General features: G+C 62.3%; 19 protein-coding genes and 1 pseudogene. 14 read left to right on the top strand and 6 right to left on the bottom strand.

Features of this window, described 5'->3' with window-relative positions:
• The first annotated feature begins 201 nt into the window (after positions 1-201).
• The 4 genes and pseudogenes from NUV89_RS15180 (at position 202) to NUV89_RS15165 (ending at position 5,134) form a co-directional block, all read left to right on the top strand.
• Positions 202-2,379, top strand: a pseudogene (locus NUV89_RS15180) (ribonucleoside triphosphate reductase).
• Positions 2,376-3,071, top strand: a complete 696-nt coding sequence (locus NUV89_RS15175) for an anaerobic ribonucleoside-triphosphate reductase activating protein (protein WP_257781954.1) — start codon at positions 2,376-2,378, stop codon at positions 3,069-3,071. Before NUV89_RS15180 ends, NUV89_RS15175 begins: the two are co-directional and overlap by 4 nt.
• A gap of 67 nt (positions 3,072-3,138) precedes the next feature.
• Complete coding sequence (locus NUV89_RS15170) at positions 3,139-4,758, top strand: methyl-accepting chemotaxis protein (RefSeq protein ID WP_257781953.1); 1,620 nt, start codon at positions 3,139-3,141, stop codon at positions 4,756-4,758.
• Positions 4,759-4,924: 166 nt separating this feature from the next.
• Complete coding sequence (locus NUV89_RS15165) at positions 4,925-5,134, top strand: DUF3079 domain-containing protein (protein ID WP_257781952.1); 210 nt, start codon at positions 4,925-4,927, stop codon at positions 5,132-5,134.
• On the opposite strand, the gene NUV89_RS15160 is transcribed toward NUV89_RS15165, so the two are convergent.
• Positions 5,123-5,353 (bottom strand): hypothetical protein, encoded by a 231-nt coding sequence (locus NUV89_RS15160; protein ID WP_257781951.1) that lies wholly within the window; start codon positions 5,351-5,353, stop codon positions 5,123-5,125. The two genes, NUV89_RS15165 and NUV89_RS15160, sit on opposite strands and share 12 nt — an antisense overlap.
• Positions 5,354-5,535: 182 nt before the next feature.
• Between NUV89_RS15160 and NUV89_RS15155 the strand changes: the two genes are divergently transcribed.
• Positions 5,536-5,742 (top strand): PLDc N-terminal domain-containing protein, encoded by a 207-nt coding sequence (locus NUV89_RS15155; protein WP_033901872.1) that lies wholly within the window; start codon positions 5,536-5,538, stop codon positions 5,740-5,742.
• 61 nt (positions 5,743-5,803) lie between these two features.
• On the opposite strand, the gene NUV89_RS15150 is transcribed toward NUV89_RS15155, so the two are convergent.
• Together NUV89_RS15150 and NUV89_RS15145 are read right to left on the bottom strand one after the other, a co-directional pair.
• Positions 5,804-6,364, bottom strand: a complete 561-nt coding sequence (locus tag NUV89_RS15150; protein WP_257781950.1) for a type 1 glutamine amidotransferase domain-containing protein — start codon at positions 6,362-6,364, stop codon at positions 5,804-5,806.
• A 163-nt stretch (positions 6,365-6,527) separates the two neighbouring features.
• Positions 6,528-7,313: a DeoR/GlpR family DNA-binding transcription regulator gene (locus NUV89_RS15145; RefSeq protein WP_257781949.1), complete on the bottom strand. Its 786-nt coding sequence runs from the start codon at positions 7,311-7,313 to the stop codon at positions 6,528-6,530.
• A gap of 121 nt (positions 7,314-7,434) precedes the next feature.
• Between NUV89_RS15145 and NUV89_RS15140 the strand changes: the two genes are divergently transcribed.
• A complete protein-coding gene (locus tag NUV89_RS15140) occupies positions 7,435-8,595 on the top strand; it encodes an alpha-hydroxy acid oxidase (protein WP_257781948.1) in 1,161 nt (386 codons plus the stop codon).
• Between the two features lie 192 nt (positions 8,596-8,787).
• Here the strand turns inward: NUV89_RS15140 and NUV89_RS15135 are convergent, their stop codons facing one another.
• Complete coding sequence (locus tag NUV89_RS15135; protein WP_257781947.1) at positions 8,788-9,714, bottom strand: alpha/beta hydrolase; 927 nt, start codon at positions 9,712-9,714, stop codon at positions 8,788-8,790.
• A 162-nt stretch (positions 9,715-9,876) separates the two neighbouring features.
• On the opposite strand from NUV89_RS15135, the gene NUV89_RS15130 reads away from it, so the two are divergent.
• Both NUV89_RS15130 and NUV89_RS15125 read left to right on the top strand, forming a co-directional pair.
• Entirely contained in the window at positions 9,877-10,734 is an 858-nt protein-coding gene (locus NUV89_RS15130) for an SDR family NAD(P)-dependent oxidoreductase (RefSeq protein WP_257781946.1), read from the top strand.
• A 10-nt stretch (positions 10,735-10,744) separates the two neighbouring features.
• The gene (locus tag NUV89_RS15125) at positions 10,745-11,332 is read left to right on the top strand and encodes an NUDIX domain-containing protein (protein ID WP_257781945.1); all 588 of its coding nucleotides are present in this window, start codon (positions 10,745-10,747) and stop codon (positions 11,330-11,332) included.
• A gap of 61 nt (positions 11,333-11,393) precedes the next feature.
• On the opposite strand, the gene NUV89_RS15120 is transcribed toward NUV89_RS15125, so the two are convergent.
• Together NUV89_RS15120 and NUV89_RS15115 are read right to left on the bottom strand one after the other, a co-directional pair.
• Positions 11,394-11,708, bottom strand: coding sequence for a hypothetical protein (locus NUV89_RS15120; RefSeq protein WP_257781944.1), 315 nt, complete (start codon positions 11,706-11,708; stop codon positions 11,394-11,396).
• 1 nt (position 11,709) lies between these two features.
• Positions 11,710-16,398: an RHS repeat-associated core domain-containing protein gene (locus tag NUV89_RS15115; protein WP_257781943.1), complete on the bottom strand. Its 4,689-nt coding sequence runs from the start codon at positions 16,396-16,398 to the stop codon at positions 11,710-11,712.
• Between the two features lie 200 nt (positions 16,399-16,598).
• Between NUV89_RS15115 and lexA the strand changes: the two genes are divergently transcribed.
• The 6 genes from lexA to uvrA all read left to right on the top strand — a co-directional run bounded on the left by lexA (position 16,599) and on the right by uvrA (position 26,648).
• Positions 16,599-17,216 carry a transcriptional repressor LexA gene (gene lexA / locus NUV89_RS15110; protein ID WP_257781942.1) on the top strand — a complete coding sequence of 206 codons (618 nt, stop codon included), beginning with the start codon at positions 16,599-16,601 and terminating at the stop codon, positions 17,214-17,216.
• On the top strand, positions 17,216-17,830 hold the full coding sequence (imuA, locus tag NUV89_RS15105; RefSeq protein WP_257781941.1) for a translesion DNA synthesis-associated protein ImuA: 615 nt from the start codon (positions 17,216-17,218) through the stop codon (positions 17,828-17,830). The genes lexA and imuA overlap by 1 nt, the downstream gene beginning before the upstream one ends.
• Before the next feature lie 7 nt (positions 17,831-17,837).
• Positions 17,838-19,253 carry a DNA polymerase Y family protein gene (locus tag NUV89_RS15100; RefSeq protein WP_257781940.1) on the top strand — a complete coding sequence of 472 codons (1,416 nt, stop codon included), beginning with the start codon at positions 17,838-17,840 and terminating at the stop codon, positions 19,251-19,253.
• Entirely contained in the window at positions 19,229-22,321 is a 3,093-nt protein-coding gene (locus NUV89_RS15095) for an error-prone DNA polymerase (RefSeq protein ID WP_257781939.1), read from the top strand. Before NUV89_RS15100 ends, NUV89_RS15095 begins: the two co-directional genes overlap by 25 nt.
• A gap of 110 nt (positions 22,322-22,431) precedes the next feature.
• Positions 22,432-24,132: an ATP-binding protein gene (locus NUV89_RS15090; RefSeq protein ID WP_257781938.1), complete on the top strand. Its 1,701-nt coding sequence runs from the start codon at positions 22,432-22,434 to the stop codon at positions 24,130-24,132.
• A gap of 8 nt (positions 24,133-24,140) precedes the next feature.
• The gene (gene uvrA, locus NUV89_RS15085) at positions 24,141-26,648 is read left to right on the top strand and encodes an excinuclease ABC subunit UvrA (RefSeq protein WP_257781937.1); all 2,508 of its coding nucleotides are present in this window, start codon (positions 24,141-24,143) and stop codon (positions 26,646-26,648) included.
• Positions 26,649-26,738 lie beyond the last annotated feature (90 nt).

Genomic DNA, 26,738 nt, shown 5'->3' with positions numbered 1-26,738 from the left:
GTTTTGCTTACTTTTGCGCTCTTCAAAAGTGAGCCGCTGTAAGAGCGGAACCATAGGTGGCCGTTACCTAAATAACGGATATGTACACGATCTAAAAAAACTTGACCCCGATCAATGGCACACCAAACCAACCTCCGTACCATCACTGCATCTTGTGTCTAATCAGAAAAAAACATCTATATGTAGTGCTAGGAGCCCCCAATGCAAACCGCTCTCACCCCGCTGGCCAGCACCCATCTCTATAAGCGCGACGGTACCCAGGCCCCCTTCGACGCCGAAAAAATCCGCCAGGCCCTGATCGCCGCCGGCAACGCCACCACCGAATACCAGCCCATCGAAGCCGACCTCTTGCTGGGCGCAGTACTTGCACGCCTAAGAGGCATCGAACAGCTGGACGTCGAACAAATCCAGGACAGCGTCGAACGCGTATTGATGGACGCCGGCCACTTCCGCTCAATGCGCGCCTACATCGTCTACCGCGAACAACACGGCCGCCTGCGCCGCGACCGCAAGACCCTGGTGGAAGTCGCCACCTCGATGAACGAATACCTCGACCGCGAAGACTGGCGCGTCCAGGCCAACGCCAACCAGGGCTATTCCCTCGGCGGCCTGGTACTCAATGTCGCAGGCAAAGTCACCGCCAATTACTGGCTGGACGAGGTCTACAGCGAACAGATCGGCCGCGCCCACCGTGAGGCCGACCTGCATATCCACGACCTCGACATGCTCGCCGGCTACTGCGCCGGTTGGTCCTTGCGGTCGTTGCTGCATGAAGGCCTCAACGGCGTACCGGGCCGGGTCGAGGCGGGGCCGCCCAAGCACTTGAGCAGCGCGTTGGGGCAGATGGTCAACTTCCTCGGCACCCTGCAAAACGAATGGGCCGGGGCGCAGGCGTTCAGTTCGTTCGACACCTACCTGGCACCCTATGTGCGCAAGGACCAGCTGAGCTACCCCGAAGTGCGCCAGGCGGTGCAGGAGTTCATCTACAACCTCAACGTGCCGTCGCGCTGGGGCACCCAGACGCCGTTCACCAACCTGACGTTCGACTGGGTGTGCCCGGAGGACCTGCGCGAGCAAGTGCCGGTGATCGGCGGTGAAGAAATGCCGTTCGCCTATGGCGACCTGCAGGCCGAGATGGAGCTAATCAACCGCGCCTACATCGAAGTGATGCAGGCCGGGGACGCCAAGGGCCGGGTGTTTACCTTCCCGATCCCGACCTACAACATCACCCATGATTTCCCTTGGGACAGCGCCAACGCCGATCGCCTGTTCGAGATGACGGCACGCTATGGCTTGCCGTATTTCCAGAACTTCCTCAATTCCGATATGCAGCCCAATCAGGTGCGTTCGATGTGCTGCCGCCTGCAATTGGACGTGCGTGAGTTGCTCAAGCGCGGCGGTGGTTTGTTTGGGTCGGCGGAGCAGACCGGCAGCCTGGGCGTGGTGACGATCAACTGCGCGCGCCTGGGTTATCTGTTCAAGGGCGATACTTCGGGCCTGCTGCAACGCCTCGACCAGTTGATGCAACTGGCGATGGAAAGCCTCGAGGTCAAGCGCAAGGTGATCCAGCACCATATGGACGCCGGTCTCTACCCGTACACCAAGCGCTACCTGGGCACGCTGCGCAATCACTTCTCCACCATCGGCCTCAATGGCATGCACGAGATGCTGCGCAATTTCAGCGGTGACGAGCAGGGCATGCACACCGAGCAGGGGCGTGAGTTTGCCCTCAAGCTGCTCGACCATGTGCGCGCCACGTTGCTGCGTTTCCAGGAAGACACCGGCCACCTCTACAACCTCGAAGCGACGCCGGCGGAAGGCACCACTTACCGTTTCGCCAAGGAAGACCGCAAGCGTTACCCAGACATCCTGCAAGCCGGTAGCGACGTCGCGCCGTACTACACCAATTCATCGCAATTGCCGGTGGGGTTTACCCAGGACCCGTTCGAGGCCCTGGAGCTGCAAGACGAGCTGCAATGCAAGTACACCGGCGGCACCGTGTTGCACCTTTATATGGCCGAACAGATTTCTTCGACCCAGGCTTGCAAGCAATTGGTGCGCAAGGCGCTGGGACGTTTCCGCCTGCCGTACCTCACGGTCACGCCGACGTTCTCGATCTGCCCGGTGCACGGCTATCTCGCGGGCGAGCACGAGTTTTGTCCGAAGTGCGATGAGGTCTTGGCCGCGGCCCACTAAGTTTTTTCAATCCCAAGGAGATTCACCATGCAAGCAACCCAGCCACAACGTCAGCGCTGCGAAGTCTGGACCCGGGTGATGGGTTATCACCGGCCGGTGTCGGCGTTCAACCCCGGCAAGCAGTCCGAACACAAGGAGCGCGTGCACTTCACCGAAACCGCCGCCGTGGCCGGGCGCCAATGAGTCGAGCGCTACGGGTCGGGGGCCTGGTGCCCCTGACCACCCTCGACTACCCCGGCATGCTCGCCTGCGTGCTGTTCTGCCAGGGTTGTGCCTGGCGTTGTCGCTATTGCCATAACCCGGACCTGATCCCGCCGCGCGCGAGCACGGAGATGGATTGGCGCCGGGTGTTGCTGTTTCTGCAACGCCGCCAGGATTTGCTCGATGCAGTGGTGTTCAGCGGCGGCGAGCCGACCTTGCAGGAAGGCTTGCCGGCGGCCATGGATGAAGTGCGCGCGATGGGTTTTCGCATTGGCCTGCACAGTGCCGGGATCAAGCCCGCTGGGTTTGCCAATGCGCTGCGCCATGCCGACTGGGTCGGGTTTGACGTCAAGGCACTGGCCGAGGATTGCCCGTCGGTCACCCAAATCAAGGGCAGCGGCACCGCCAATTGGCGCAGCCTCGACACCCTGCTGGCCAGTGGTGTGGATTACGAGTGCCGCACCACCGTGCACTGGCACTTGATCGACCCCGCGCGCCTGTTGCTGCTGGCCCAGCGTTTGCAAGCTGCGGGTGTGCAGCGCTTTGCCGTGCAGATGGTGCGCACTGCCAGCATGCTCGATACGCAACTGCCCATTGCGCCGGTACAGGCGCGGCTGCCGGAGTTGTGGGGCCGCCTGCACGAGTTGTTTCCCGCTTTTGTATTGCGAGGGTGATCGGCCCTCGGTTGGATTTTAAAGATGCTGCCCATGTGGGGCAGGCTTTCATCAAGGAATGTTAAGAATGACGCAGTTAACCACGGCACAACGCATTGTCATCGGCTTCGCGATTGCGCCGCTGGCCCTGGTGGGCTTGGTGTTTTACGCCTTGCACGACCTGGCAACCCTCAAGCAGCAATCCGAGCAGATCGTGCAGCAGGATTGGCCGCGCATCGCCCCCATCATGGTGATCGCCACCGGCGTGCGCGATAACGGGCGCAACACCCGCGACCTGCTTATCAACCAGGACAATCAGCAGGCCCAGGCAGCCATCGGCACCACGCGCCAGCGCATCACCGAGGCCTTCGCCACCCTTGAACCGCTGCTTGTCAGTGCCGAAGGCAAGGCCGCCTACGCGACCTTGAAAAACCATCGCGAAACCTATGTGGCGGCGTTCACCCAGGTACAGGCGCTGATCCAGCAAGGTGCCCGTGAACAGGGCCTGGCCCAGCTCAAGCAACAGGTGATGCCGGCCGAAGCGCAGGTATTCAAGAGCCTGGACGCGCTGATGGCGATGCAAGGGCGGTTGTTCAGCGAGCGTGAACAGGCGGCGCAGAGCCTGTATGACGAGGCGCGACGCAATATGATCGGGCTGTTCCTGCTGTGCCTGGCCCTGGTGGTCACGGCCGCGGTGATCGTGACACGCAGCGTGACCCGGCCATTGGGCGGCGAGCCGGATGAGGTGGCGCGGGTATTGAGCCACATCGCCGAGGGCGACCTGACCATCGACGTACCGCTGGGCCACAGTGCCGACGGCAGCGTGATGCGCAACCTGCACCATATGCAGCAGAACCTGAACCAGATGGTGCGCCACATCGCCGCCTCGGTGGACGGCGTGGCCAGCTCTTCCGAAGAACTCAGTGCAGTCAGCAGCCAGACCAGCGGCAGCTTGCAGTCCCAGGGCCAGGAGATCGAACAGGCGGCCACGGCGGTCAACGAAATGACCGCCGCCGTGGACGAAGTCGCGCGCAATGCGGTGAGCACCAGCGAGGCGTCGCGCCTGTCGGAACAGACCGCCCAGCGCGGGCGTGCCCAGGTCCAGGAAACCGTGGCGTCGATCAACACCCTGGCCACCGGCGTGGTGGAAACCTCGGAGCGCATCCAGCAACTGGCCGGGCGCGTGCAAGACATCAGCGGCGTGCTCGAAGTGATCCGCAGCATTGCCGACCAGACCAACCTCCTGGCCCTCAACGCCGCCATCGAAGCGGCCCGGGCGGGCGATGCCGGGCGCGGGTTCGCGGTGGTGGCCGATGAAGTGCGTGCGCTGGCCCATCGCACCCAGGCCTCGACCCAGGAGATCGAGCAGATGATCGGCAATATCCGTCAAGACACCGAACACGCCGTGGCGGCAATGCACAGCAGCAGCGAGCGCGTGCAGGCGACGCTTGGCGTGGCGCAACGCTCGGGCGAAGCGCTGGAGGAAATCACCCGCTCGATCTCGCAGATCAACGAGCGCAACCTGATGATTGCCAGCGCCACCGAGGAACAGGCACTGGTGGCGCGGGAGGTGGATCGCAACCTGGTGGGGATTCGCAACTTGTCGCAGCAGGTGTTGCAGGGCGCGTTGCATACCGAAACGGCGGGGCATGACCTGGCGGGGATGGCGAGCGCGCTGCACCAGACGGTGGCGCGGTTCAAGGTCTAGAGAGGCTGGCTTATGCGGAGGCTTTTGTGGGACCCGACAAGCCAGCTTCCACAATTGGATTTGTGTGTATCAGGTACTTCGGGTCAGGTCGGCTTGATGTCGGTCAAGGTCCTGCGTTGGCGATAAGGGTAGGTTGCAGTTATTACTCGCGCCAGGAAGCCTCCTCATGGCCAAGCCCTTCCCGCTGCACCCCAAGCACCCCGAGCGCATCTGCTGGGGCTGTGATCGCTACTGCGGCGCAGCCGACCTGGCCTGCGGCAATGGTGCAGACCGCACCATGCACCCGGCTGAACTGTTTGGGGATGACTGGTACGACCACGGCGACTGGGGCCTTGCCCCAGAACCGCAAGTGAAGGATGAGCCGTCAACTGCCTGAGCGGGGCTTTTCCTTTGGCGCTTTTCGGCTGTCGGCCGGTTTGGGCGGTTTCTTAGCGGTGTCTTTGGGCTTCTTGTCAGCGTCGGCCTGGCTGCTGGGGTAGGTGCCCGGCGGCAGGGCATTTGCCGCCGGCGCTGTGGTGCCGTCGCCGAACGCGGCCAGGGCGGGGCCGGTCAGCAGGGCTGACAGGCTGACGATAAGCAAAATCCTTCGGGACATTCTGGTCTTCATGACGCAATCCCCTATCGCATGGAGGTTTGGTCTTGCTTAATTGGGAGTCCGGGACAGAAATCAAAGTTTTATAGGGGGGATGCCTAAGCGACGAGTGGCCCTTCGCAGAATTTTTAATGAACCCTCACGGCAGATGCTTGACCTAACCATTACGACCTGGGAGGTGAAGCATGGAAATTCAATACATCTGGATCGGCTTGGCGGTGATTCTACTGCTGTTGGAGTTGTGGGCGATCAATACCGTACTGCGCAGCACGGGGGGTTGGGAGAGCAAGGGCTTGTGGCTGGTGATCCTGATTTTTGTTCCGCTGTTCGGCTTGATTGCCTGGGCGATGTTCGGGCCAAAGCGTGAGATGCCGGAGCACCGCAAGAGCTGAGGCATGCATGAAAAAAAACAGGCGCCTTCGAGGCGCCTGTTTGCATTCAGCCAGTGGCGAATCAGCCGGCCACTGCCTTGGCAATCGCCTCATTGAAGGCCGGTAGGTCATCCGGTGTACGTGAGGTAATCAACGTCCAGCCGTTGGCGCGGCATTCCTTGACCTCGGCATCGACCCAGCCAGCAGCACCGGCATTTTCCAGGTCGATACGCACACTTTTGTAAGAGGTCAGGGTCTTGCCCTTAATCACACCGGCATCGATCAGCGCCCAGGGTCCATGACAGATTGCTGCCACGGTTTTACCGGCCTTGACGAACTCATCGATCAACGTCTGCGCCGCTGCATCCTGGCGCAAGGTATCCGCGTTGACGGTGCCGCCGGGGATCACCAGTGCATCGAAATCACTGCCCGACAGCTCGGACAGCTTCGCATCGGACTCAACCGCCAGGTCTTTTTCGGTATCGCCGACGAAGGTCTGGGTAGTGCCGCCTTTGCTGGAGCCATGGATGACTGTCGCGCCAAATCCACGTAAGGCTTGCAGAGGCTTGAGCAGCTCATCGCGCTCGATACCGGTGTTGGATGTGATGACCAGAATCTTCTTGCCGTTAAGGTCTGCACTCATGATCGAGTCTCTCCTGATAGTGGGGGTATGCAAGAGTTGATCCGGCGTGGACGGCAAAGGTTTAAATTAATTTGCACTTATTTCTCGGGGAGGGGGGCGGGCAGAACCGATCATTGCCAACGCATACTTCACCGCGCTGCCTCAACGTACTCGGGCACTGTCCCTACTCGACTTCCACTCGCAGCACTTCAAGCCCTAGTTGTTCATACGCTTCCACACTTGGCACATGCCACTCGGTAATCAGTGTGTGAATACGGCTGCACGGCGCTACCACAAAGGGTTCCACCGCGCCGAGCTTGTCGGCCATGGTCACCGCCACCACATGGGACGCGCTGTCGAGCAGGGCTTGCTTGACCGCCACTTCATCAAAATGCAGGGAGGTGATGCCGACCTGCGGGTGCAGCGCGCACACGCCGGTGAACAGCAGGTCGGCCTTTACGCTTTGAATCAGGCGCACGGCTTCGTGGCCGCTGGTGGACAAGGTCGCCGGGTTGAGTTGGCCGCCCGCGAGGATCACTTTCACCTCGGGATGGTCGGCCAGCGCGATGGCAATCATCGGCGACGGCGTGACCACGGTCAGGCGGATCGAGCGCGGCAGCGACTGGGCGATCTGCAAGGTGGTGGAGCCGGAATCGAACAGTACGATCTGGCCGTCTTCGACCCGTTCGGCGGCCAGTTGCGCGAGGCGGCGCTTAGCTTCGTTGGTCTCGCCCACGCGGGTGAAGAAGTCCTTGCCGGTGTCCTTGGGCCGGGGCAGGGCGCCGCCATGGACCCGTTGCAGCAGGCCAGCAGCGGCGAGTTCGCCGAGGTCGCGGCGGATGGTGTCCGGGGACACGGCAAAGTGCTCCACCAAGTCTGCAGCGGTGACTTTGCCGTCGCGCTCCAGCAGCAACAAAATCTTCTGTTTGCGCAACGAAGGCAGGTCGATGGCGGCGTGGGTGTCGTGCATGTTTATGCGCCTTTATGCGGTTTTGTGCGAGATTAGTCGCCCGCCGATGTAAACGCAATGGCTGGTTGCGCCGCCGATGGGCGGTTACTCTCTGTGTTCAGCTCAGGGAGAGGTCATTCAGATGTCGTTGATTACCACCATCGAAGATTTACGCAAACTGGCGCAAAAACGTGTCCCCAGGATGTTCTACGACTACGCCGATTCCGGCTCCTGGACTGAAAGCACCTACCGGGCCAATGAAAGTGATTTTGCCCGCATCAAATTCCGCCAGCGGGTGGCGCGCAATATCGATGAGCGTTCCATTCGCGCCACCATGATCGGCCAGGACATGGCGATGCCCGTGGCCCTCGCGCCCACCGGTCTGGCCGGCATGCAGCATGCCGATGGCGAGATTCTCACCGCCCGCGCCGCCGCCGCGTTTGGCCTGCGTTATACCTTGTCGACCATGAGCATCTGCTCGCTGGAGGACATCGCCGAACACGTCGGCCAGCCCTTCTGGTTCCAGTTGTATGTGATGCGCGATCGCAGCTTTATCGAGCAACTGATCGAGCGCGCCAAGGCCGCTGGTGTAGACGCCTTGGTGTTGACCCTCGACCTGCAAATCCTCGGGCAACGCCACAAGGACCTGATTAACGGCCTGTCGGCGCCGCCCAAGCTGACGTTGCCGAATATCCTCAACATGGCCACCAAGCCGCGCTGGGTGATGGGCATGCTCGGCACCCAGCGCCGTGGCTTCGGCAATATCGTCGGGCATGTCAAAGGCGTGGCGGACATGAGTTCGCTGTCGTCGTGGACCGCCCAGCAATTCGACCCGCGCCTGAGCTGGGACGATGTGGAATGGATCAAGAAGTGCTGGGGCGGCAAGCTGATTATCAAGGGCATCCTCGATGTGGAGGACGCGCGGCTGGCGGCCAATGCCGGCGCGGACGCGCTGGTGGTGAGCAATCACGGTGGCCGTCAACTGGACGGCGCGCCGTCGAGCATCAGCCAATTGCCGGCGATTGTCGAAGCGGTGGGGGAACGTATTGAGGTGTGGCTCGATGGCGGTATCCGCTCCGGCCAGGACGTGCTCAAGGCGATGGCACTGGGCGCCAAAGGCACCATGATCGGGCGTCCGCACTTGTATGGTTTGGGCGCGATGGGCGAGGCGGGCGTGACCAAGGCCCTCGACATCATCGCCCGCGAACTGGACGTGTCGATGGCCCTGTGTGGCTATAACGATATACGCGATGTGAATCGCGAGATTTTGCTGCCGGGTACATTTCCCGAAAGCATTTACTGAGCAAAAAAATCGTAAAAAAGTAAAAAGAGTTGTCCACGAAAACCGTGGGTATCTCTGTGGATAACTTTGCAAGACCCCGGCAGGTATGGCGATTTAACCAAAGGTCAATATTTGATCAACTTTCGGCGCGGGCCAGTATGGCCAGGGTTTGCGCTTGACACGCAAGCGCGAACCCAGTGCCGAAAAGCGCTTTTACGAGTCGCCATTGCGGCCTGTGGAGTGTGTCACCACCTGAGGCGGCATCTTCGCCTGCATCAATTTGTCCAGCGCCTGGCCATAACTGCGTCCGGCCAGGCTCATGCTGTTGTTGTGGCTGGCGCCGGGCACCAGCAACAAGCGCTTGGGCTCCTGGGCGGCGTTGAACAATTGCTCGCTGAAACGCGGTGGCACATAGCGATCATCGAGGCCATGCACCACCAGTAGCGGCATATGGATGTCGGCGATCTTGTCGATGGAATCGAATTTCTGCGACAGCAACCAGCGCACCGGCAGCGAGGTATTCGCCACGGCCGTGGCCACATCCGCCAGCGAGGTAAAGGTGGATTCGATCACCAAGCCGCGCACCGGCAACGGCACCTGCTTGCCCAGCTCGGCCGCCAGGTCGATGGCCACTGCGCCGCCGAGGGAGTGCCCGTAGATCAGGCGTTTGCTCGGGTCGGGTTGCAGGGTCTGGAAGCGTTCCCAGGCGATGCGCGCATCTTCGTACACCGTGGTTTCCGACGGCAGCTCGCCGTGGCTCTGGCCGAAACCGCGATAGTCGATGGCCAGTACCGAGTAACCCAGGGCATGCAATTGCTCGATGCGAAACAGCTGCCCGGTGAGGTTCCAGCGCACGCCATGGAGGTAGAGGATGGCGGGCGCGTCCCTCTTGGCTGCCGGGTACCACCAGGCATGGATGTTCTGTCCTGACTTGAAACTGGCGGGTTTGAGTTCGAACTCCTGCACGGCCTTGGGCAGGCCGGTGTACCACCCGGCGGTGCCCGGCTCGATACGAAACACCAGTTCGCGCTCCTTTTGTTGCAGCACGCTGCAACCCACCGGCAGGCCGACGATCACCAGCGCCATGCACAACAAGGGCAACCAACGCAGGCGCAGGCGCGACAGAAAACGTGAAGACATGAAGGTTCCAGGGCAAAGGTGAAGCAGGGTTTTTAACAGAAGGCCCGCCGACGCAGGAATTAATTCGACGGCCGTTCATGGGGATTGCTTGCAAAGTGTTACAGCATTGAACAACCCGTGCCGGGATTGTTAGTGTGGCTGGCCAAACAGGAGGGTAAGTACATGGATTTCACCGGCAAGACAGCCATCGTCACCGGCGGTGCACGCGGATTGGGGCTCAGTTATGCGCGGGCGTTGGCCCAGGGCGGGGCGCGGGTGGTCATCAGTGATATCGGCGCCGACAAGGTGGGTTCCGGCAGTGATGCGACGGTGGCCCAGGCCGCTGCCGCCGCACTGCAGGGCGAAGGCCTGAACGTGATCGGCCACAGCGGCGACCTGTCCACGGATGACGGCTGCCGGCAATTGATCCACACGACGATCGAAGCCTTTGGCCAACTCGACATCCTGATTCACAACGCCGGCTGGGTGGGTTACCAGAATATCGAAGACCTCGACGCCGCGTTCCTGCAGCGCGCCATGGACATCAACCTCTACGCGCCGCTGTGGCTATGCAAGCACGCCTGGCCACACCTGCTGCAATCCTGCGCGCCTCGCATCATCCTCACCACCTCCGACCGCGCCATGTACGCGCAGTACGAGCAGACCGGCCTGGTGGCCTACAGCGCCGGCAAGATGGCGCAACTGGGGATCATGAATGCGCTGGGCCATGAAGGCGCGCAAGCGGGGATTCGGGTCAACGCCATCTCACCGGTGGCCAAGACACGCATGTGGGGCGTGACCGAGGAGCCGGACGAGCTAAAACCCGAGTGGGTGACGCCGGGCGTGGTGTTCCTGGCATCGGCGCAGTGCGAGGACACGGGTTATATCCTGCGCGCCAGCAACGGCCAATTCACCGCCACGCGCTTCACCGAAAACCCCGGCGTGGACTACCCACGCGACCTTGCACGGATCAAAGCGGGCACTGCGCAGGAAGTCGCAGCAGCCTGGAATCGCATCAAACAAGCACTCCCCCTTACTTGAGACCCCCACCATGGACCACAGCCCCGTTCGCATCACCGCCGAAGAAACCCTCTCGGACAACTGGTACCTGCTGAAAAAATACAGCTTCGACCTGCGCCGCCGCGACGGCAGCTGGCAAGCCCAGACCCGCGAAGTGTACGACCGCGGCAATGGCGCGACGATCCTGCTGTACAACCGCGCGCAACGCACCGTGTTGCTGATCCGCCAGTTCCGCATGCCCACCTTCGTCAACGACTACCCCGGCTACCTGATCGAAACCGCCGCCGGCCTGCTCGACAACGCCAGCCCCGAAGAACGTATTCGCCTGGAGGCGGAGGAAGAGACGGGCTATCGCGTGGGGCAGGTGGAGAAGGTGTATGCCGCGTTCATGAGCCCGGGGTCGGTGACGGAGCGGATTCACTTCTTTTTGGGGGAGTATCAGCCGGGGGATCGAGTGGGGTCGGGCGGCGGGTTGGAGGAGGAGGGTGAGGATATCGAGGTGCTGGAGCTGGGGTTTGAGCAGGCGCTGGGGATGGTGCAGAGCGGGGAGATTGTGGATGGGAAGACGATTATGTTGTTGCAGCATCTAGAGCTGCGGATGTTGAAGGAGGGGTGGTAGTGCGGTTTTTGTGGTGAGCGAGCAAGCTCGCTCACCACAGGTTTTTGGGCACTAGGAAGGTTTAAATCTCCACCGCACTGTAGCCGGCAGCAACCACTGTAAAAATCACCTCTCCACCGTTGCTTGAAGTGAAGTAGTAGCTGATTCCTGTCTCACCTAGCTCCAGCCGCTCTGCCTCTTTGGAAAGAAACGAAGTTTTCTCTTCGTACATATCGCATATTTCTGCGCCAACAGCGCTCACACCTTGAAATGCGATGAGACCTTCAAAAGTTATCACCCATGATTTTTCTTGCCAGTCTGTGAACTCCAACAAAAGGGTATTTCGGTTGCAGGTTATTTTTTCAATTGTTCCATCAGAGACGGGGAATTTTGTCATGTCAGATTCCTGGGTGTCGTTCGCCCGGCAAGAAGCCTGTCCCGTGTCCGGGGTCATAATTCTCGGGTTTTACCTTCAATAACAGTTTTTGCTTTTCAGCCTGGTTCCAACTCAAATTATTCGGTTTGAGTTCTATGTGGTAGTGCTCTCCATGATGTCTTGGCGCATAGGGGCCTATATCTCCTGGATGGCTTTCAAACCTTATTCGAGTATCGCTGTTGGGTTTCCATTCCATTCTTTGAGTATCGTGCTTCGTCTTGGAGACTTTAGGGGCTACGCCCAAGACAGCTGTTAAATCATTCGGATCACTTGGGAAACGGTAGTGTGCAGCCGGTAGAGGTGGTGCGCCGTCATCGGCTTTGTGTTGTCGTGCAGGATTTTCATTTCCGAGTAATTGCGTGCACCCTTTTTCACCCGGGCATGTACTCAACCCCAGCGGATCAACCCACCCCGTAGGATTAGGCACGTACTGGTAGGCATTGATCCCCCCCGCCAACTTCACCGGGTCCGGCGTCAGGTAGCGACCAATATCCGGATTGTAGTATCGATGCCGGTTGTAGTGCAGCCCGCTCTCCGCGTCGAAGTATTGGCCCTGAAAACGCAGCGGGTTGTCGATTTTACCTATGTCGAGGCGGGTGATTTCGCCGTAGGCGCGGTAGTGGGCGGACCAGGCGATTTTGCCTTCGGGAGTTGTCAGTTCCTGGGGTGTGCCGAGGTGGTCCAGTTGGTAGTGGTAGGGCTGGGTGGCTTTGGGGCCGAAGCCTTCCAGCAGGGCCAGTGGGCGGAAGCTGTTGGGTTCGTAGAGGTAGCTGCGATGGCAGTTCGCATGGTGTTCGGCGATCAGTTTGTCGCCTTGCCAGAAGAACTCGGTCGTCAGGCCGTCAACGGTTTTGCTGATGCGTCGGCCAAACGGGTCGTAGCGGTAGCTGGCGGTTTGTCCGTTCGGTTGAGTAACGCCGATCAGCCGATGCTGGCAGTCATAGCGGTATTCGGTGACGAGTTGGTGGCCTTTGCCGCGTCGCTCGCGGATCAGGTTGCCAAAGGCGTCATAGTCGTAGTGCCGGTCCCCCTGGATCATCAACCGATTGCCCGCGACGATGTCCGGGCCGGGGCGGTTTTGCATCAGCAGGTTGCCCGCTGGGTCGTGGGCGAATTGCTCTTGGTTGGCGCGGGTAAGGCGGTTAAGTGGGTCGTAGTGGTAGTGCTGTTCGCCTTTGCGGGTATCGTAAATGCGGGTCAGGTTGCCGGCTTTGTCGTAGTCGTATTGGCGCTGGTAAAGGGAATTTTCGACATTGCATACCCCGTGATTGAAGAGGTGTCCTTGCTCGTTGTATTGGTAGCTGCTGAGTAGTTTTCCTTGGCGTCGCTGATGTTCGCGGCCTGTGTCGAAGAAGTGTGAAGTGAGCGTTTCTCCATTCAACTCTACGGTCGAGAGATGGCCACCTTTGCCGTGGTTGAAGGTGATGCGGTTGTTGTCGGGCAGGCGCAGGTGTTGCAGCTGGCCGCAGGCGTCGTAGCCGTAGCGCAAGGTGCCCCAGCCTTGGTGTTCGGCGGTGAGGCGGTTTTGTCGGTCGTATTCGTAGGCCAATGACCAGTGGCCGTCTTCGACACCGAGGAGGTTTCCTTGGCGGTCGTAGGTGTAATCGACGGTGCTACTGTCGGGCAGGGTTTTTCGTACGAGGCGGCCGGCGAAGTCGCGTTCGTAGCGGGTGATTAGTTGGCTGCCATCATCGCCGTGTTCGGTTTTTTCTTGCAGGTTGCCGTTGAGGTCGTAGAGGTAGGACGTGCGCTGGCCGTCGAAGCCGGTTTCCTGCTGGATCAGGCCGTTGGGGTGGTACTGCAACCCATAGATTTCGCCGACTTCGTTTTCGATTTCGGTCAGCAGTAAGCGCACGTTGTCGTAGCGGTATTTGACCTGGGTGCCGTCGGCGTTAATCCGCCGGCTGATGAGGTGTAGGCCATCGGCGTATTCATAGCGGGTAACGTGACCCAGTTCATTCCGCTCGGAGGTGATTTTTCCGTAGGCGTTGTAGCTGTATTTACGTGTATCACCGCTGGGCAGGACGATCTGGATCAAACGACCGGCGTTGTTCCACTCGTATTGAGTGAGGGCGCCATGCTCATCTTCGTGTGTAGTCCGTCGCCCGAGGTCGTCATAGCGATAGCGCTTGATACCGCCATTGGGCAACTGCTCCTCAACCAGCTGGCCGCGTTCATTCCACACCAGCCGGTGGCAGCTGTGATCGGGATACCAAACCCCCGTCAGTTGCCCATATTGGTTGTAGCTGTAGTCCGTGACATTGCCGTCTGGATCCGTCCTGCGCGTGACATCGCCCTCATCATTGCGCTCGTACTTCCAGACCGCCTCGCCACGCCTTACAACCCGTACGAAACCATTGTCATGCTCGTAGGACGTCGGCTCATCATCCCCCGGAAACAGCGCCACCAAGCGTCCGGCGTCGTCGTACTGATACGCTGTCACCGCGCCCAAAGGGTCTTGCTCGACCGTCAGCCGGCCTTTGTCGTCGTAGGATTTGAAATGTGTCGCGCCATCGGGATCAACCCGCTGCACCAACCGCGCCCGTTGATCGTGGACATAAACCTCCTGGCTACCATCGGCGTTAAGCACCGAAACCCGTCCGTCGTCTCCCCAGGCATAGCGCGTGTCCATCTGCGCAAAACTCGCCCAATGCCGGACGCATCGCGCAGCCTTGCCAGACCGTTCCCACTCCCAGAAGAAACTCGCCCCACCGGCCAAACCACGCTCAAGAATCACGTGCTGATCGTCGTAGCGATAAACCTCGCTTTCGCCTACGGCATTGGTCGCCGACACCAACCGGCCAAGGTCGTCGTAGGCGTAGGAAACAACGCTGTACTCGGTTACCCAGACGTAGGGATCAGAACCCTCGGCCCGCTGAATCTGGTAATCCACCGCCACGATACGGTTGGCCGAATACCGCAAAAACAGTGAACGCCCGATACCGTTGTCCAGCCGCTCGATGCGCCCAAGCAGGTCCCGGAAAATGCGCAGCCGGTTGTCATACGCATCGCTGATGGCTGTCAGCAAACCTTCTTGAAAGTGGTAGAAACGCGACGCCTGGGCCAGCACCAACTCGTCAGGCAACGTCCCGAGATAGATCGCCGCTTCGGCCAGGCTATTGGTGATGGCGGGCCGAGAAATCGTAGGCAAGGGCAAAACCGTCGAGCGATTCTCATGATCGGTCCAGACCACCGAATCGCCCGACACACAAAGCCTGTGCGCCAGCGCATGGCTCCAGCCAAACCCCAACCCGCAATCCACCTCCACCGCACTGGTGCGGTACAACCGCGTCCACTCAAACGGCAGAATCCCGTCCAACGTACCGTCAGTGAGGGTGAGCAATTCCTCGCCGGTGACCATCGACACCGGGCAACCGTTGGTGGCGGTCTTGTCCGCAGGAGCGGCCGCATCAGCGTTGGCATTTCTGCTCGAAGCAGGCACATCATCGACAGGCTCGTGCTTCACCAGCACGGTCTGCTGTCGACCCTTGCCCCGCACCAGCGGCACAGGGTTCGAAACCAGTTGATCCCCAGCCTTCAACGGCACATCCGGGATCATCTTGATCGCCGTCGCCGGCCCTCCCAGCAACAACGGCTTCGACACCTTGACATGCGCATCCAGCTTCGGCCCCACCACTTGATCAGCCAACCCCTGCAACCACTTACGCGCCTGACCAGACTTGATGCGCCCCAATACCTGGGCGCCCAGACGCACCTGCACCCCCATGCCCCGCGTGGCCCAGGCCAGAAGCAGATTGATCAACACCTCGCCGGTGATCTCGCCCAGCAATTCGTACATCTGCGGCGGCGGCAGCATGCGGATCCAGCTGACCATCGCTGACAGATAGATAAACAGCAGCGGTTCATCACTGAGCACCAGCAAACCCTTGGCGACCGCGTCCTTGCCCAGTTTGAGCAGTTCATCCAGCTCGCCTTGGGAGATGAATTTCAGCAACTTCTGGCTGTTGGCCTTGAGGTCAGCCAGCAGGTCATACAGCTGTGAGATGTTGTCCCAAAGGTTGTAAAGCGCTTTACCCATCCCGTTTGCAAATGCAACGCCTTGCTTTGCACTGCGCTCCAAAGACGTGGCGTTGGCAAAGTCGGCCCATTGAGCTTGGAACGACTTCGCCCACTCATCGCGCAGCTGACTTTCCAGCCCGCTAATCACCGACTGATAAGACGCATACAGCGCCTTGACGTGATCCTTGGAAACGTTGGGATAAAAGGTGACTTGGTAGCGCTGGTCGCGGGTGCAGTCCTTGACTTCAAGAATGCCGCTGGGGCCGATGGTGTGTGGGATAGGCGCACCTATCGGGCTGTTGTCCTGCGCAATCGCTTGCAGTATCACCGGCGTGTTGCCGATGGGCACGAACCGCGTGCTTTCGAACAGATGCACCAGGGTCAGCGTGCCTTGGGCCTTGCACACGGCAACTGTACGGATAGGTTTTTTGGAAGACGCCGGGGCGACGAGAGCGACCTCTTCGCCAACCTTGAATACCTGCTCGACTTCCAGCGCCGAGCCACTCCAGAAGCTTTCAGCCCATTCGTCAAAGGTGTTCAGGCAATTACGGAAGTCACGTAGGACACTTTCGACATCCGGTTTTTTGCCATCCATCGGGGCCAGGACAAAGCTGGCGATCACCGGAATCAAGCGACAGCCCCAGCAATCAGAGCACTCACAACAACATCCATCTGCAATCCCTCGCACGGTGAAATCAGGCGAATGACTTTGCAGACGTTCCCAGGGCAGGGCAGTAGAGCTAATCCGGCAGTAGCGTGGGACGTTTCAACAACCCTTGTGCGCCCCATACGACTGGCGGCTATTGTCAGAAATTTCCCACAGGAGTACAAATGTACTCCATGACGACTCTAACCCCCCGCCGCACTGCCATCCTGACCTTCATCCGCGACCGTATCGCGCAACAAGGCCAGCCCCCCAGCCTCGCCGAGATCGCCGAGGCGTTCGGTTTTGCCTCGCGCAGCGTGGCGCGCAAGCATGTGCTGGCGTTGACCGAAGCCGGTTTTATCGAGGTCAACCCCAACCAGGCGCGCGGCATTCGCCTGCTCAATCAGCCGGCACGGCCAGAGTGGCTGGATGTGCCGGTGCTCGGCCGTGTCGCGGCGGGCTTGCCGATTAGCGCCGATGCCGACGTGCACAGCCGCCTGCAACTGGACCCCGCGACCTTCGCGAAAACCCCGGATTACCTGCTGCGGGTGCAGGGCGATTCGATGATCGAAGACGGCATTCTCGACGGTGACCTGGTGGGCGTACGCCGCAGTGCCGAGGCTTTGAACGGGCAGATCGTGGTGGCGCGCCTGGACGGCGAAGTGACCATCAAGCGTTTCGAGCGCCATGGCGACAGCGTGCGCCTGCTGCCGCGCAACCCGGCGTATCAACCCATCGTGGTCAAGCCTGACCAGGACCTGGCGATCGAAGGGGTGTTCTGCGGCCTGGTGAGGCAAGGCTGATGGGCGCCGTCGTTGCGTTGGACACGCTGTTCAATGGCGGCCGCGTCTGGAAAGGCCGGCCCGCCGCGCCGCCAGCCAGCGTGCATCCCACTGGGCTGGCGGGGTTGGATGCGGTATTGCCCAGCGGCGGTTGGCCGGAGGCGGCCTTGAGTGAAATCCTCATGGCCAAGGAGGGCGTCGGCGAGTTGCAACTGGTCCTGCCCACATTGGCGCGCTTGTCCAAGGCCGGCGAGCGTATTGTGTTGGTGGCGCCGCCCTACACGCCGTATCCCCATGCCTGGCAGAACGCCGGGGTGGATTTGCGCCTGCTCTCGGTGATCCAGGCCGAGGAACGTGATGCGCTGTGGGCGGTGGAGCAATGCCTGCGCTCCGGCAGTTGCGGCGCGGTGTTGTGCTGGCCGCGCAAGGCTGATGATCGCGCGTTGCGGCGTTTGCAGGTGGCGGCGGAAACCGGGCAGACCCTGGCGTTTGCCTGGCGTTCTTTGAGCGAGGCGATCAATGCATCGCCCGCTGCCTTGCGTCTGGCGGTCGAGACCAAGCCCGCGCAAGTGCGGGTGCTCAAGTGCCGTGGCGGCCTGGCCCATCCGGCGCCGATTGCCCTGGCCGGGCACTGAGGTTGGCATGCGCTGGGTGTGTATTGTCTTCCCGCAATTGGCGCTGGACGGGGTGCAGCGTGTGCACCCCGAACCGGACCAGCCCCTGGCCCTGCTGGCCGGTACGCCGCAGCGCCGCGTGCTGCAAACCGTCAATGACGCCGCCCGTGCCCTGGGCCTGCGCCCCGGCCAGTCGCTGACCGCGGCCCATGCCCTGGCCAAGACGTTTGCCAGCGCCGAATACGACCCCGCCGAGATCGAGCGCTGGCAGCAATTCCTCGCGGCCTGGGCGTATCGCTTCAGCTCCCAGGTCAGCCTGTATTACCCGCGCGCCTTGTTGTTCGAGATCGAATCGAGCCTGGGCCTGTTCGGCCCGTGGCCGCAGTTCGAAGCCCGTTTGCGTGCAGAACTGACCGAGCTGGGCTTTCGTCACCGCATCGTCGCCGCGCCCAACCCGGCCGCGGCGCGGGTGCTGGCCAATCTCTACGACGGCCTGGCCGTGGCCGATGATGAACGCTTGATGCAAGCCCTGGCGCCGCTGCCCATCGACCGCGCCGGCCTCGACCCGCAGGCGGCCACGGCCTTGTCGCGCATGGGCCTGCGCAGCCTGGCCCAGGTGCAGGCGTTGCCCCGGCATACCCTGGCGCGGCGCTTTGACGCCAGCTTGCTCAAGCACCTGGATGCCCTGAGCGGGCAGCGCCCGTTGGCCCTGGCGTTCTATCAGCCACCGGATCAGTTCGATGTGCGCATCGAGTTGAATTTCGACGTGCACTCCCACCAGGCGCTGCTGTTTCCCTTGCGCCGCTTGACCGGCGATCTGTCCGCCTTCCTCTGCGGGCGTGACAGTGGCGTGCAGCGTTTCGACCTGCATCTGGAGCATGCCCAGGCGCCCGACAGCGTGATTAAGGTCGGCCTGCTCAGCGCCGAGCGTGAACCGGCGATGCTGTTCGAGCTGGCCCGTGGGCGCCTGGAGCAAGTGCAAGTCACTTCACCGGTGCGCGGCTTTCGCCTGGTGGCCGAGGACCTGCCGGTGTTTGTGCCGCAACGCCAGGACCTGTTCGACGACCGTCCGCAGCAAACCCTGCCGTGGGAGCAACTGCGTGAACGCCTGCGCGCGCGGCTGGGGGATGACGCGGTGCAGGGCCTGCGTTTTCACGCCGACCATCGCCCCGAATGCGCCTGGCAAGCGGCGGCCGACAGTCGCCCCAGCCCAACCCTGGATAAAGTCCAGCGCCCCGGCTGGTTGCTGAGCGAACCGACCTTGTTGGCCGAGCAGGGCGTCCAGATTCTCATGGGCCCGGAACGTATCGAATCCGGCTGGTGGGACGGCGCCGATATTCGCCGCGACTACTACCTGATCCAGACCCGCGCCGGCCAACAAGGCTGGGCCTATCGCACCGTGGGCCACAACGATGGGCTGTGGCTGCAAGGCTGGTTTGCATGAGTTACGCCGAGCTGCATTGCCTGTCCAATTTCAGCTTCCAGCGCGGTGCGTCCACCGCGCTGGAGTTGTTCGAGCGCGCCAAGCACCAGGGCTACAGCGCCCTGGCGATCACCGATGAGTGCACCCTGGCGGGCATTGTGCGTGCGTGGCAGGCGGCGAAAGCGGTGGAGCTGCCGCTGATTATCGGCAGCGAGATGCGCATCGACAACGGCCCGAAAGTGGTGCTGCTGGTGGAGAACCTCAGCGGCTATCAGCAACTGTGCCGCTTAATCACCCTGGCCCGGCGTCGCGCCGAAAAGGGCAGCTATCGCTTGCTGCAAGAAGACTTCGCCCAACCGTTGCCCGGCCTGTTGGCGCTGTGGATCGCCGCAGACAACGATACCCAGGCCGATATCCAATGGCTGCGCCACACCTTCGCCGACCGCCTGTGGCTGGCGGTGCAGCTGCATTGTGGCCAGGACGATGCGCGCCATTTGCAACAACGCCTGCAACTGGCTGCCAGCCTGCACCTCCCGGTCGTCGCTTGCGGCGACGTACACATGCATGCCCGTGGCCGCCGCGCCCTGCAAGACACCATGACCGCCATCCGCCATCACGTGCCGGTGGCCGAAGCCGGCACACGCCTGCATCCCAACGGCGAGCGGCATCTGCGCAGCCTCGACGCCCTGGCCGCGTTGTACCCGCAAGCCTTGCTCGACGAAACTGCAACCATCGCCCGCCGTTGCACCTTCGACCTCAGCCAGCTGCGCTACCACTACCCGCGTGAGCTGGTGCCTGCCGGCCATGACGCCAAGTCCTGGCTGCTCGCCGTGACCGAAGAGGGCATCGCCCAGCGCTGGCCCGAGGGCGTCGATGGGAAGACCTTGCAGCAGATCAACAACGAGCTGGAGCTAATCAGCGAGCTGGGCTACGAAAGCTACTTCCTCACCGTGCACGACATCGTGCGCTTCGCCCGCAGCCGCTCGATCCTGTGCCAGGGCCGGGGCTCGGCGGCCAACTCGGCGGTGTGTTTTGCCTTGGGCATCACCGAGATCAACCCGAGCCTGACGAGCATGCTGTTCGAGCGCTTTCTGTCGCGCGAGCGCAACGAGCCGCCGGACATCGACGTGGACTTCGAACACGAGCGCCGCGAAGAAGTGCTGCAATACGTGTTCCAGCGCTACGGCCGTACGCGCGCGGCGCTGACGGCGGTGGTCAGCAGTTACCACGGCGCCGGCGCCGTGCGCGATGTGGCCAAGGCCCTGGGCTTGCCACCGGACCAGGTCAACGCGCTGGCGGAGTGCTGCGGGCGCTGGAGCGATGAGGCGCCGCCCCTGGAGCGTCTGCGCGAGGGCGGTTTCGACCCTGACAGCGCGATCCTGCGCCGCGTGCTGACGCTGACCCAGCAACTGATCGGTTTCCCCCGGCACCTGTCCCAGCACCCGGGTGGCTTTGTGATTTCCGAGTACCCGCTGGACACCCTGGTGCCGGTGGAAAACGCGGCCATGGCCGAGCGCACCATCATCCAATGGGACAAGGACGACCTCGACGCCGTCGGCCTGCTCAAGGTGGATATCCTCGCCCTCGGCATGCTCAGTGCGATCCGCCGCTGCTTCGACCTGCTGCGCCGTCATCGTGATCTGGACCTGGCGCTGGCGAGCATTCCCAAGGAAGACCCGGCCACCTACGCGATGATTAGCAAGGCCGACACCATCGGCGTGTTCCAGATCGAGTCGCGGGCGCAGATGTCGATGTTGCCGCGCCTGAAGCCGCAGACGTTCTACGACCTGGTGATTGAAGTGGCGATTGTGCGCCCGGGGCCGATCCAGGGCGGCATGGTGCACCCGTACCTGCGGCGGCGGAACAAAGAGGAAGAGACCACCTATCCCTCGCCGGAGTTGAAAGCAGTGCTGGAGCGCACCCTGGGCATCCCGCTGTTCCAGGAACAGGTCATGCAGATCGCCATGGTTGCCGCCGATTATGGCCCCGGCGAGGCGGACCAGTTGCGCCGTTCCATGGCCGCCTGGAAGCGCCACGGTGGACTGGAACCGCATCAGGCGCGCCTGCGCACGGGTATGCTCAAAAACGGCTACAGCGAAGCCTTTGCCGCGCAGATCTTCGAGCAGATCAAGGGCTTTGGCAGTTATGGCTTTCCCGAATCCCACGCGGCCAGCTTCGCCTTGCTGACCTACGCCAGTTGCTGGCTCAAGTGCCACGAACCGGCGGCGTTCGCCTGTGCGCTAATCAACAGCTGGCCCATGGGCTTCTACAGCCCGGACCAGATCCTGCAAGACGCGCGGCGCCATCACTTGCAGATCCGCCCGGTGGACGTGCAGGCCAGCGACTGGGATTGCAGACTGGAACCCATCGACGGCGCGCAACCGGCGATTCGCATGGGCTTGCGCATGATCGCGGGGTTTCGCGAAGAGGATGGGCGGCGCATTGAAGCGGCGCGCGAACGTCGCCTGTTCAGCGACATTGCCGACCTGGACGAGCGCGCCGGGTTGGATGCCCGCGCCCAGGCGTTGCTGGCGGATGCCGGTGCCTTGCGTGCCTTGGCGGGTAACCGGCACGCGGCGCGCTGGGAGGTGGCCGGGGTGCACAAGCAGCTCGGTCTGTTTGCCGGCCTGCCGAGTCCCGATGAAGCGCAGGTGGAGTTACCGGCGCCGACGGTGGCTGAGGATTTGCAGGCGGATTACGCGACGGTCGGCACCACCCTGGGTCCGCATCCGCTGGCGTTGCTGCGTGCGGAGTTGCGCCGGCGGCGCTGTCGCAGTTCCGAGGAGCTGATGGCGGTGGAGCATGGGCGCACTGTCAGTGTGGCGGGGTTGGTCACCGGTCGTCAGCGCCCCGGCACGGCGAGCGGGGTGACTTTTGTCACCCTGGAGGACGAATTCGGCAACCTCAATGTGGTGGTCTGGCGTGACTTGGCCGAGCGCCAACGCCAGGCCCTGGTGGGCTCGCGGCTGCTGAAAGTGGACGGGCGCTGGGAAGCGGTGGGCGAGGTGCGGCACTTGATCGCCGGACGCTTGACCGACCTTACGCCGTTGCTGGAGGGGATCAATGTGCGCAGCCGGGATTTTCACTGAGGCCGGTGGTGCCTGTGCGGTTTAGCGCCTAACGTACATGCGGTGAAACCATCTGCGTTTGCAGCGCTCCAAAAACTTGACGATGTCTTCTTTGCGCACAGAGCCAACCGATGCAGTTTTTATCCAACCCCCACGGCTGCGAAGGCTGGGCCGGTGAAATGGCCGAGCGGATCCGCGCGTTCGACTGGTCGGCCACCGACCTGGGGCCGATTGACCGCTGGTCCACCAGCCTGGCCTGCAACGTGCAGATGTTGCTGGCGTCCCCCGTGCCCATGGTGATGTTGTGGGGGCGGCTGGGCTACATGATCTACAACGACAGTTATTCGCGCTTTGCCGGCGGCCGCCACCCCTACCTGCTGGGCACGCCGGTGGAGCTGGGCTGGCCGGAAGTCGCCGAGTTCAACCGGCATGTGGTGGACACTTGTTTGGCGGGCGGCACCTTGTCGTTCAACAACAAGGACCTGGTCTTGCTGCGCAACGGCCAGCCGGAAACCGTGTGGCTGGACCTCTACTACAGCCCGGTCGCCGGCGATCAACAGCAGCCGGCCGGGGTGTTGGCGATTGTCGTCGAAACCACCGAACACGTGCATTCCGAGCGCCTGCGCCAGGAGCTCACCCATAACCTGGAACAGCGCGTGGCCGACGAAGTGCAGGCGCGCTCCGCCGCTGAGGAGCAGTTGCGCCAGTCGCAGAAACTGGAAGCCATCGGCGGTCTCACCGGCGGCGTGGCCCACGACTTCAATAACCTGCTGCAAGTGATCGCCGGCAACCTGCACCTGCTGGCCCGCCACGAGCCGAACAACGTCCAGGTGCAGCGCCGTGTGGCGGCGGCGATTGCGGCGGTGGAGCGTGGGGCCAAGCTGTCGGCGCAATTGCTCGCGTTTGCCCGGCGCCAACCGTTGTCGCCTGCCGTGTACAACCCGCAACGCATCTATGCGGGCTTGGGCGAGTTGCTGCAACGGGCGCTGGGAGAAACCATCCGCATCGACGTGCAAATGCCCGCCGATGCCTGGTTTATCAGTGTCGATCGCAACCAGTTGGAAAATGCCCTGCTCAACCTGGCGATCAATGCCCGCGATGCGATGAAAGGCGAGGGGGTGATCCATATCACCGGCGAAAACATCATCCTCAACCCCGCCGACTGCGCGGGTAAAAGCATCAAGCCGGGCGAGTACGTACGCCTGGCCGTCTCCGACACGGGGCTGGGCATGTCGCCAGCCACTCTCAAGCGGGCGTTCGAGCCGTTTTTCACCACCAAGCGCGAAGGCCATGGCACCGGCCTGGGCCTGAGCATGGTGTTTGGGTTTGTGCGCCAAAGCGGCGGGCATGTGGAGATGTGGAGCGAGGAGGGCAAGGGCACGGTGGTGCAGATGTATTTTCCCCACAGCCTGGAACCGGAAAGCCTCGATGTGCACATTGACCAGGTGCTGCCTGCCGGCGGCCAGGAAACCATCCTGGTGGTGGAGGACAACGAAGGCGTGCGCCTGACCGTGGTCGAACTGCTGCAACAGTCGGGCTATACCGTGCTCACCGCCGAAGACGGCGACCGCGCGATGCAGGCGTTGCAAGGCGGCTTGCTGCCGGACCTGATTTTTACCGACGTGGTCATGCCTGGCCGCGTCAAAAGCACCGACCTGGCCGACTGGGCCCGTGCACAGAACCCACCCGTGGGGGTACTGTTCACCTCGGGCCACACCCGCGACATTCTTTCCAGCAATCATCTGCTGAGCCCCGACATTCATCTGCTGAGCAAACCCTACAGTCCCGAAGCCCTGACGCAACGGGTCCGCAGCGTGCTCACCGCGCGATAAGGTTGACCATGACTTCACAGCGCAACATCCCTCAATTCCACGGTTTCGTGCGGGTGCGCGGCGCCCGTGAGCACAACCTGCGTAACGTCGATGTGGATATTCCACGGGATGCCCTGGTGGTGTTCACCGGTGTGTCGGGCTCGGGCAAGTCGTCCCTGGCGTTTTCCACGGTGTATGCCGAGGCGCAGCGGCGGTATTTCGAGTCGGTGGCGCCGTATGCGCGGCGGCTGATCGACCAGGTTGGCGTGCCGGATGTGGACAGCATCGAAGGCCTGCCGCCCGCCGTGGCCCTGCAACAACAGCGCGGCACGCCGAGTGCACGTTCATCGGTGGGCAGCGTCACCACCTTGTCGAGCCTGATCCGCATGCTCTATTCCCGCGCCGGCAGCTACCCGCCGGGGCAGGCGATGCTGTACGCCGAGGACTTTTCGCCGAACCTGCCCCAGGGCGCGTGCCCGCAATGCCACGGCCTGGGGCGGGTGTATGAGGTGACCGAGGCGCTGATGGTGCCGGACCCTTCGCTGACCATCCGCCAGCGCGCCGTCGCCTCCTGGCCGTTGGCGTGGCAGGGCCAGAACCAGCGGGACATCCTCGTGACCCTGGGCTATGACGTGGATATCCCGTGGCGCGAGCTGCCGAAAAAACAGCGCGACTGGATCCTGTTCACCGAAGAAACCCCCACCGTGCCGGTATACGCCGGCTTCACCCCGCAGCAAACCCGCGATGCGCTCAAGCGCAAGTTGGAACCGAGCTACCAAGGCACCTTCAGCGGTGCGCGGCGCTACGTCCTGCACACCTTCACCCACAGCCAAAGTGCGCTGATGAAAAAGCGCGTGTCACAGTTCATGCAGGGCAGCGCCTGCCCCTTGTGCGAGGGCAAACGCCTGAACAAGGCGGCGCTGTCGGTGAAGTTTGCCGGGGTGGATATTGGCGAGTTGTCGCAGTTGTCGTTGACGCAGCTGGCTGACCTGTTGCGGCCGGTGGCGGCGGGAGAGGACAAGATGCGCCTGTCGGTGGAAAAGCGCCTGGCCGCGCAACGCATCGCCCAGGACCTGCTGGAGCGGGTCAGCACCTTGACCGAGCTGGGCCTGGGCTATTTGTCCCTGGAGCGCAGCACGCCGACATTGTCGTCCGGCGAGTTGCAGCGCTTGCGCCTGGCGACCCAACTGGGTTCGCAGCTATTTGGCGTGATCTATGTGCTGGATGAACCGTCGGCGGGCCTGCATCCGGCCGATGGCGAGGCATTGTTCACCGCGCTGGAGCGCTTGAAAGCGGCGGGCAATTCGTTGTTTGTGGTGGAGCACGACCTGGAAACCATGCGCCGCGCCGACTGGCTGATCGACGTGGGGCCAGCGGCGGGTGAGCAGGGCGGGCAGGTGCTGTACAGCGGCCCGCCGGCCGGTTTGGCGGATGTGCAGGCGTCGCAGACGCGGGCGTACCTGTTTGCCGAGCAGCGCGTGGCGCATCAGGCGCGCCGTGAACCCAGCGGCTGGCTGAAGCTGCAAGGCGTGACGCGTAACAATCTCGAGGATCTGAACGTGGATTTCCCCTTGGGCTGCTTTACGGCCGTCACCGGGATTTCTGGCTCGGGCAAGTCCAGCCTGGTCAGCCAGGCGCTGCTGGAAGTGGTGGGCAGCGGCCTGGGTCGTGTGGTCGAAAACGATGAAGAACCCAGCCTGGAAGACGACGCCCCGCAAACCAGCGGTGGGCGTATCAGCGCCGGGCTGGAGCAAATCCGGCGGCTGGTGCAGGTGGACCAGAAACCCATCGGCCGCACGCCGCGCTCCAACCTCGCGACCTATACCGGGCTGTTCGACCACGTGCGCAAACTGTTTGCCGCGACACCGGCCGCGAAAGAGCAGGGTTACGATGCCGGGCAATTTTCCTTCAACGTTGCCAAGGGCCGCTGCCCCAACTGCGAGGGTGAAGGGTTTGTCAGCGTGGAATTGCTGTTCATGCCCAGCGTGTACGCACCGTGCCCGACCTGCCATGGCGCGCGCTACAACCCCGAGACATTGGCCATCCAATGGCAAGGCTTGAGCATCGACCAGGTGCTGGGGCTCACGGTGGAACAGGCCGTCGAGGTGTTTGCCGAACAATCCAGCGTGCTGCGTTCGTTGCAGGTGTTGCGCGACATCGGCCTGGGGTACCTGCGCCTGGGCCAGCCGGCTACCGAGCTGTCGGGCGGCGAGGCGCAGCGCATCAAACTGGCGACGGAGCTGCAACGCAATGCGCGGGGCGCCACGCTGTATGTCCTGGATGAGCCGACCACCGGCCTGCATCCACGGGATGTGGACCGCTTGCTCAGCCAGCTCAACCACCTGGTGGACGCCGGGCACACCGTGGTTGTGGTGGAGCATGAGATGCGTGTGGTGGCGCAGAGTGACTGGGTGATCGACATCGGGCCGGGGGCGGGGGATTTGGGTGGGAAGGTGGTTGCCAGCGGAACGCCATCTACCGTGGCTAAAAACCAAACCAGCCGCACTGCGCCCTTCCTGGCCCGCGAGCTACCCTGACAGACAGCGCCGATCAACCTGTGGGAACGGGCTTGTGTGGGAGCGGGCTTGCTCGCGAATACGGTGTGTCAGTCGCCAAATTCATCGGCT

Origin of the sequence: Pseudomonas sp. 18.1.10 (assembly GCF_024655625.1) — a bacterium.
Classification (GTDB): Bacteria; Pseudomonadota; Gammaproteobacteria; order Pseudomonadales; family Pseudomonadaceae; genus Aquipseudomonas.
Note: the sequence above shows the minus strand (reverse complement) of the source record. Positions and strands in the feature narration are given on the sequence as shown.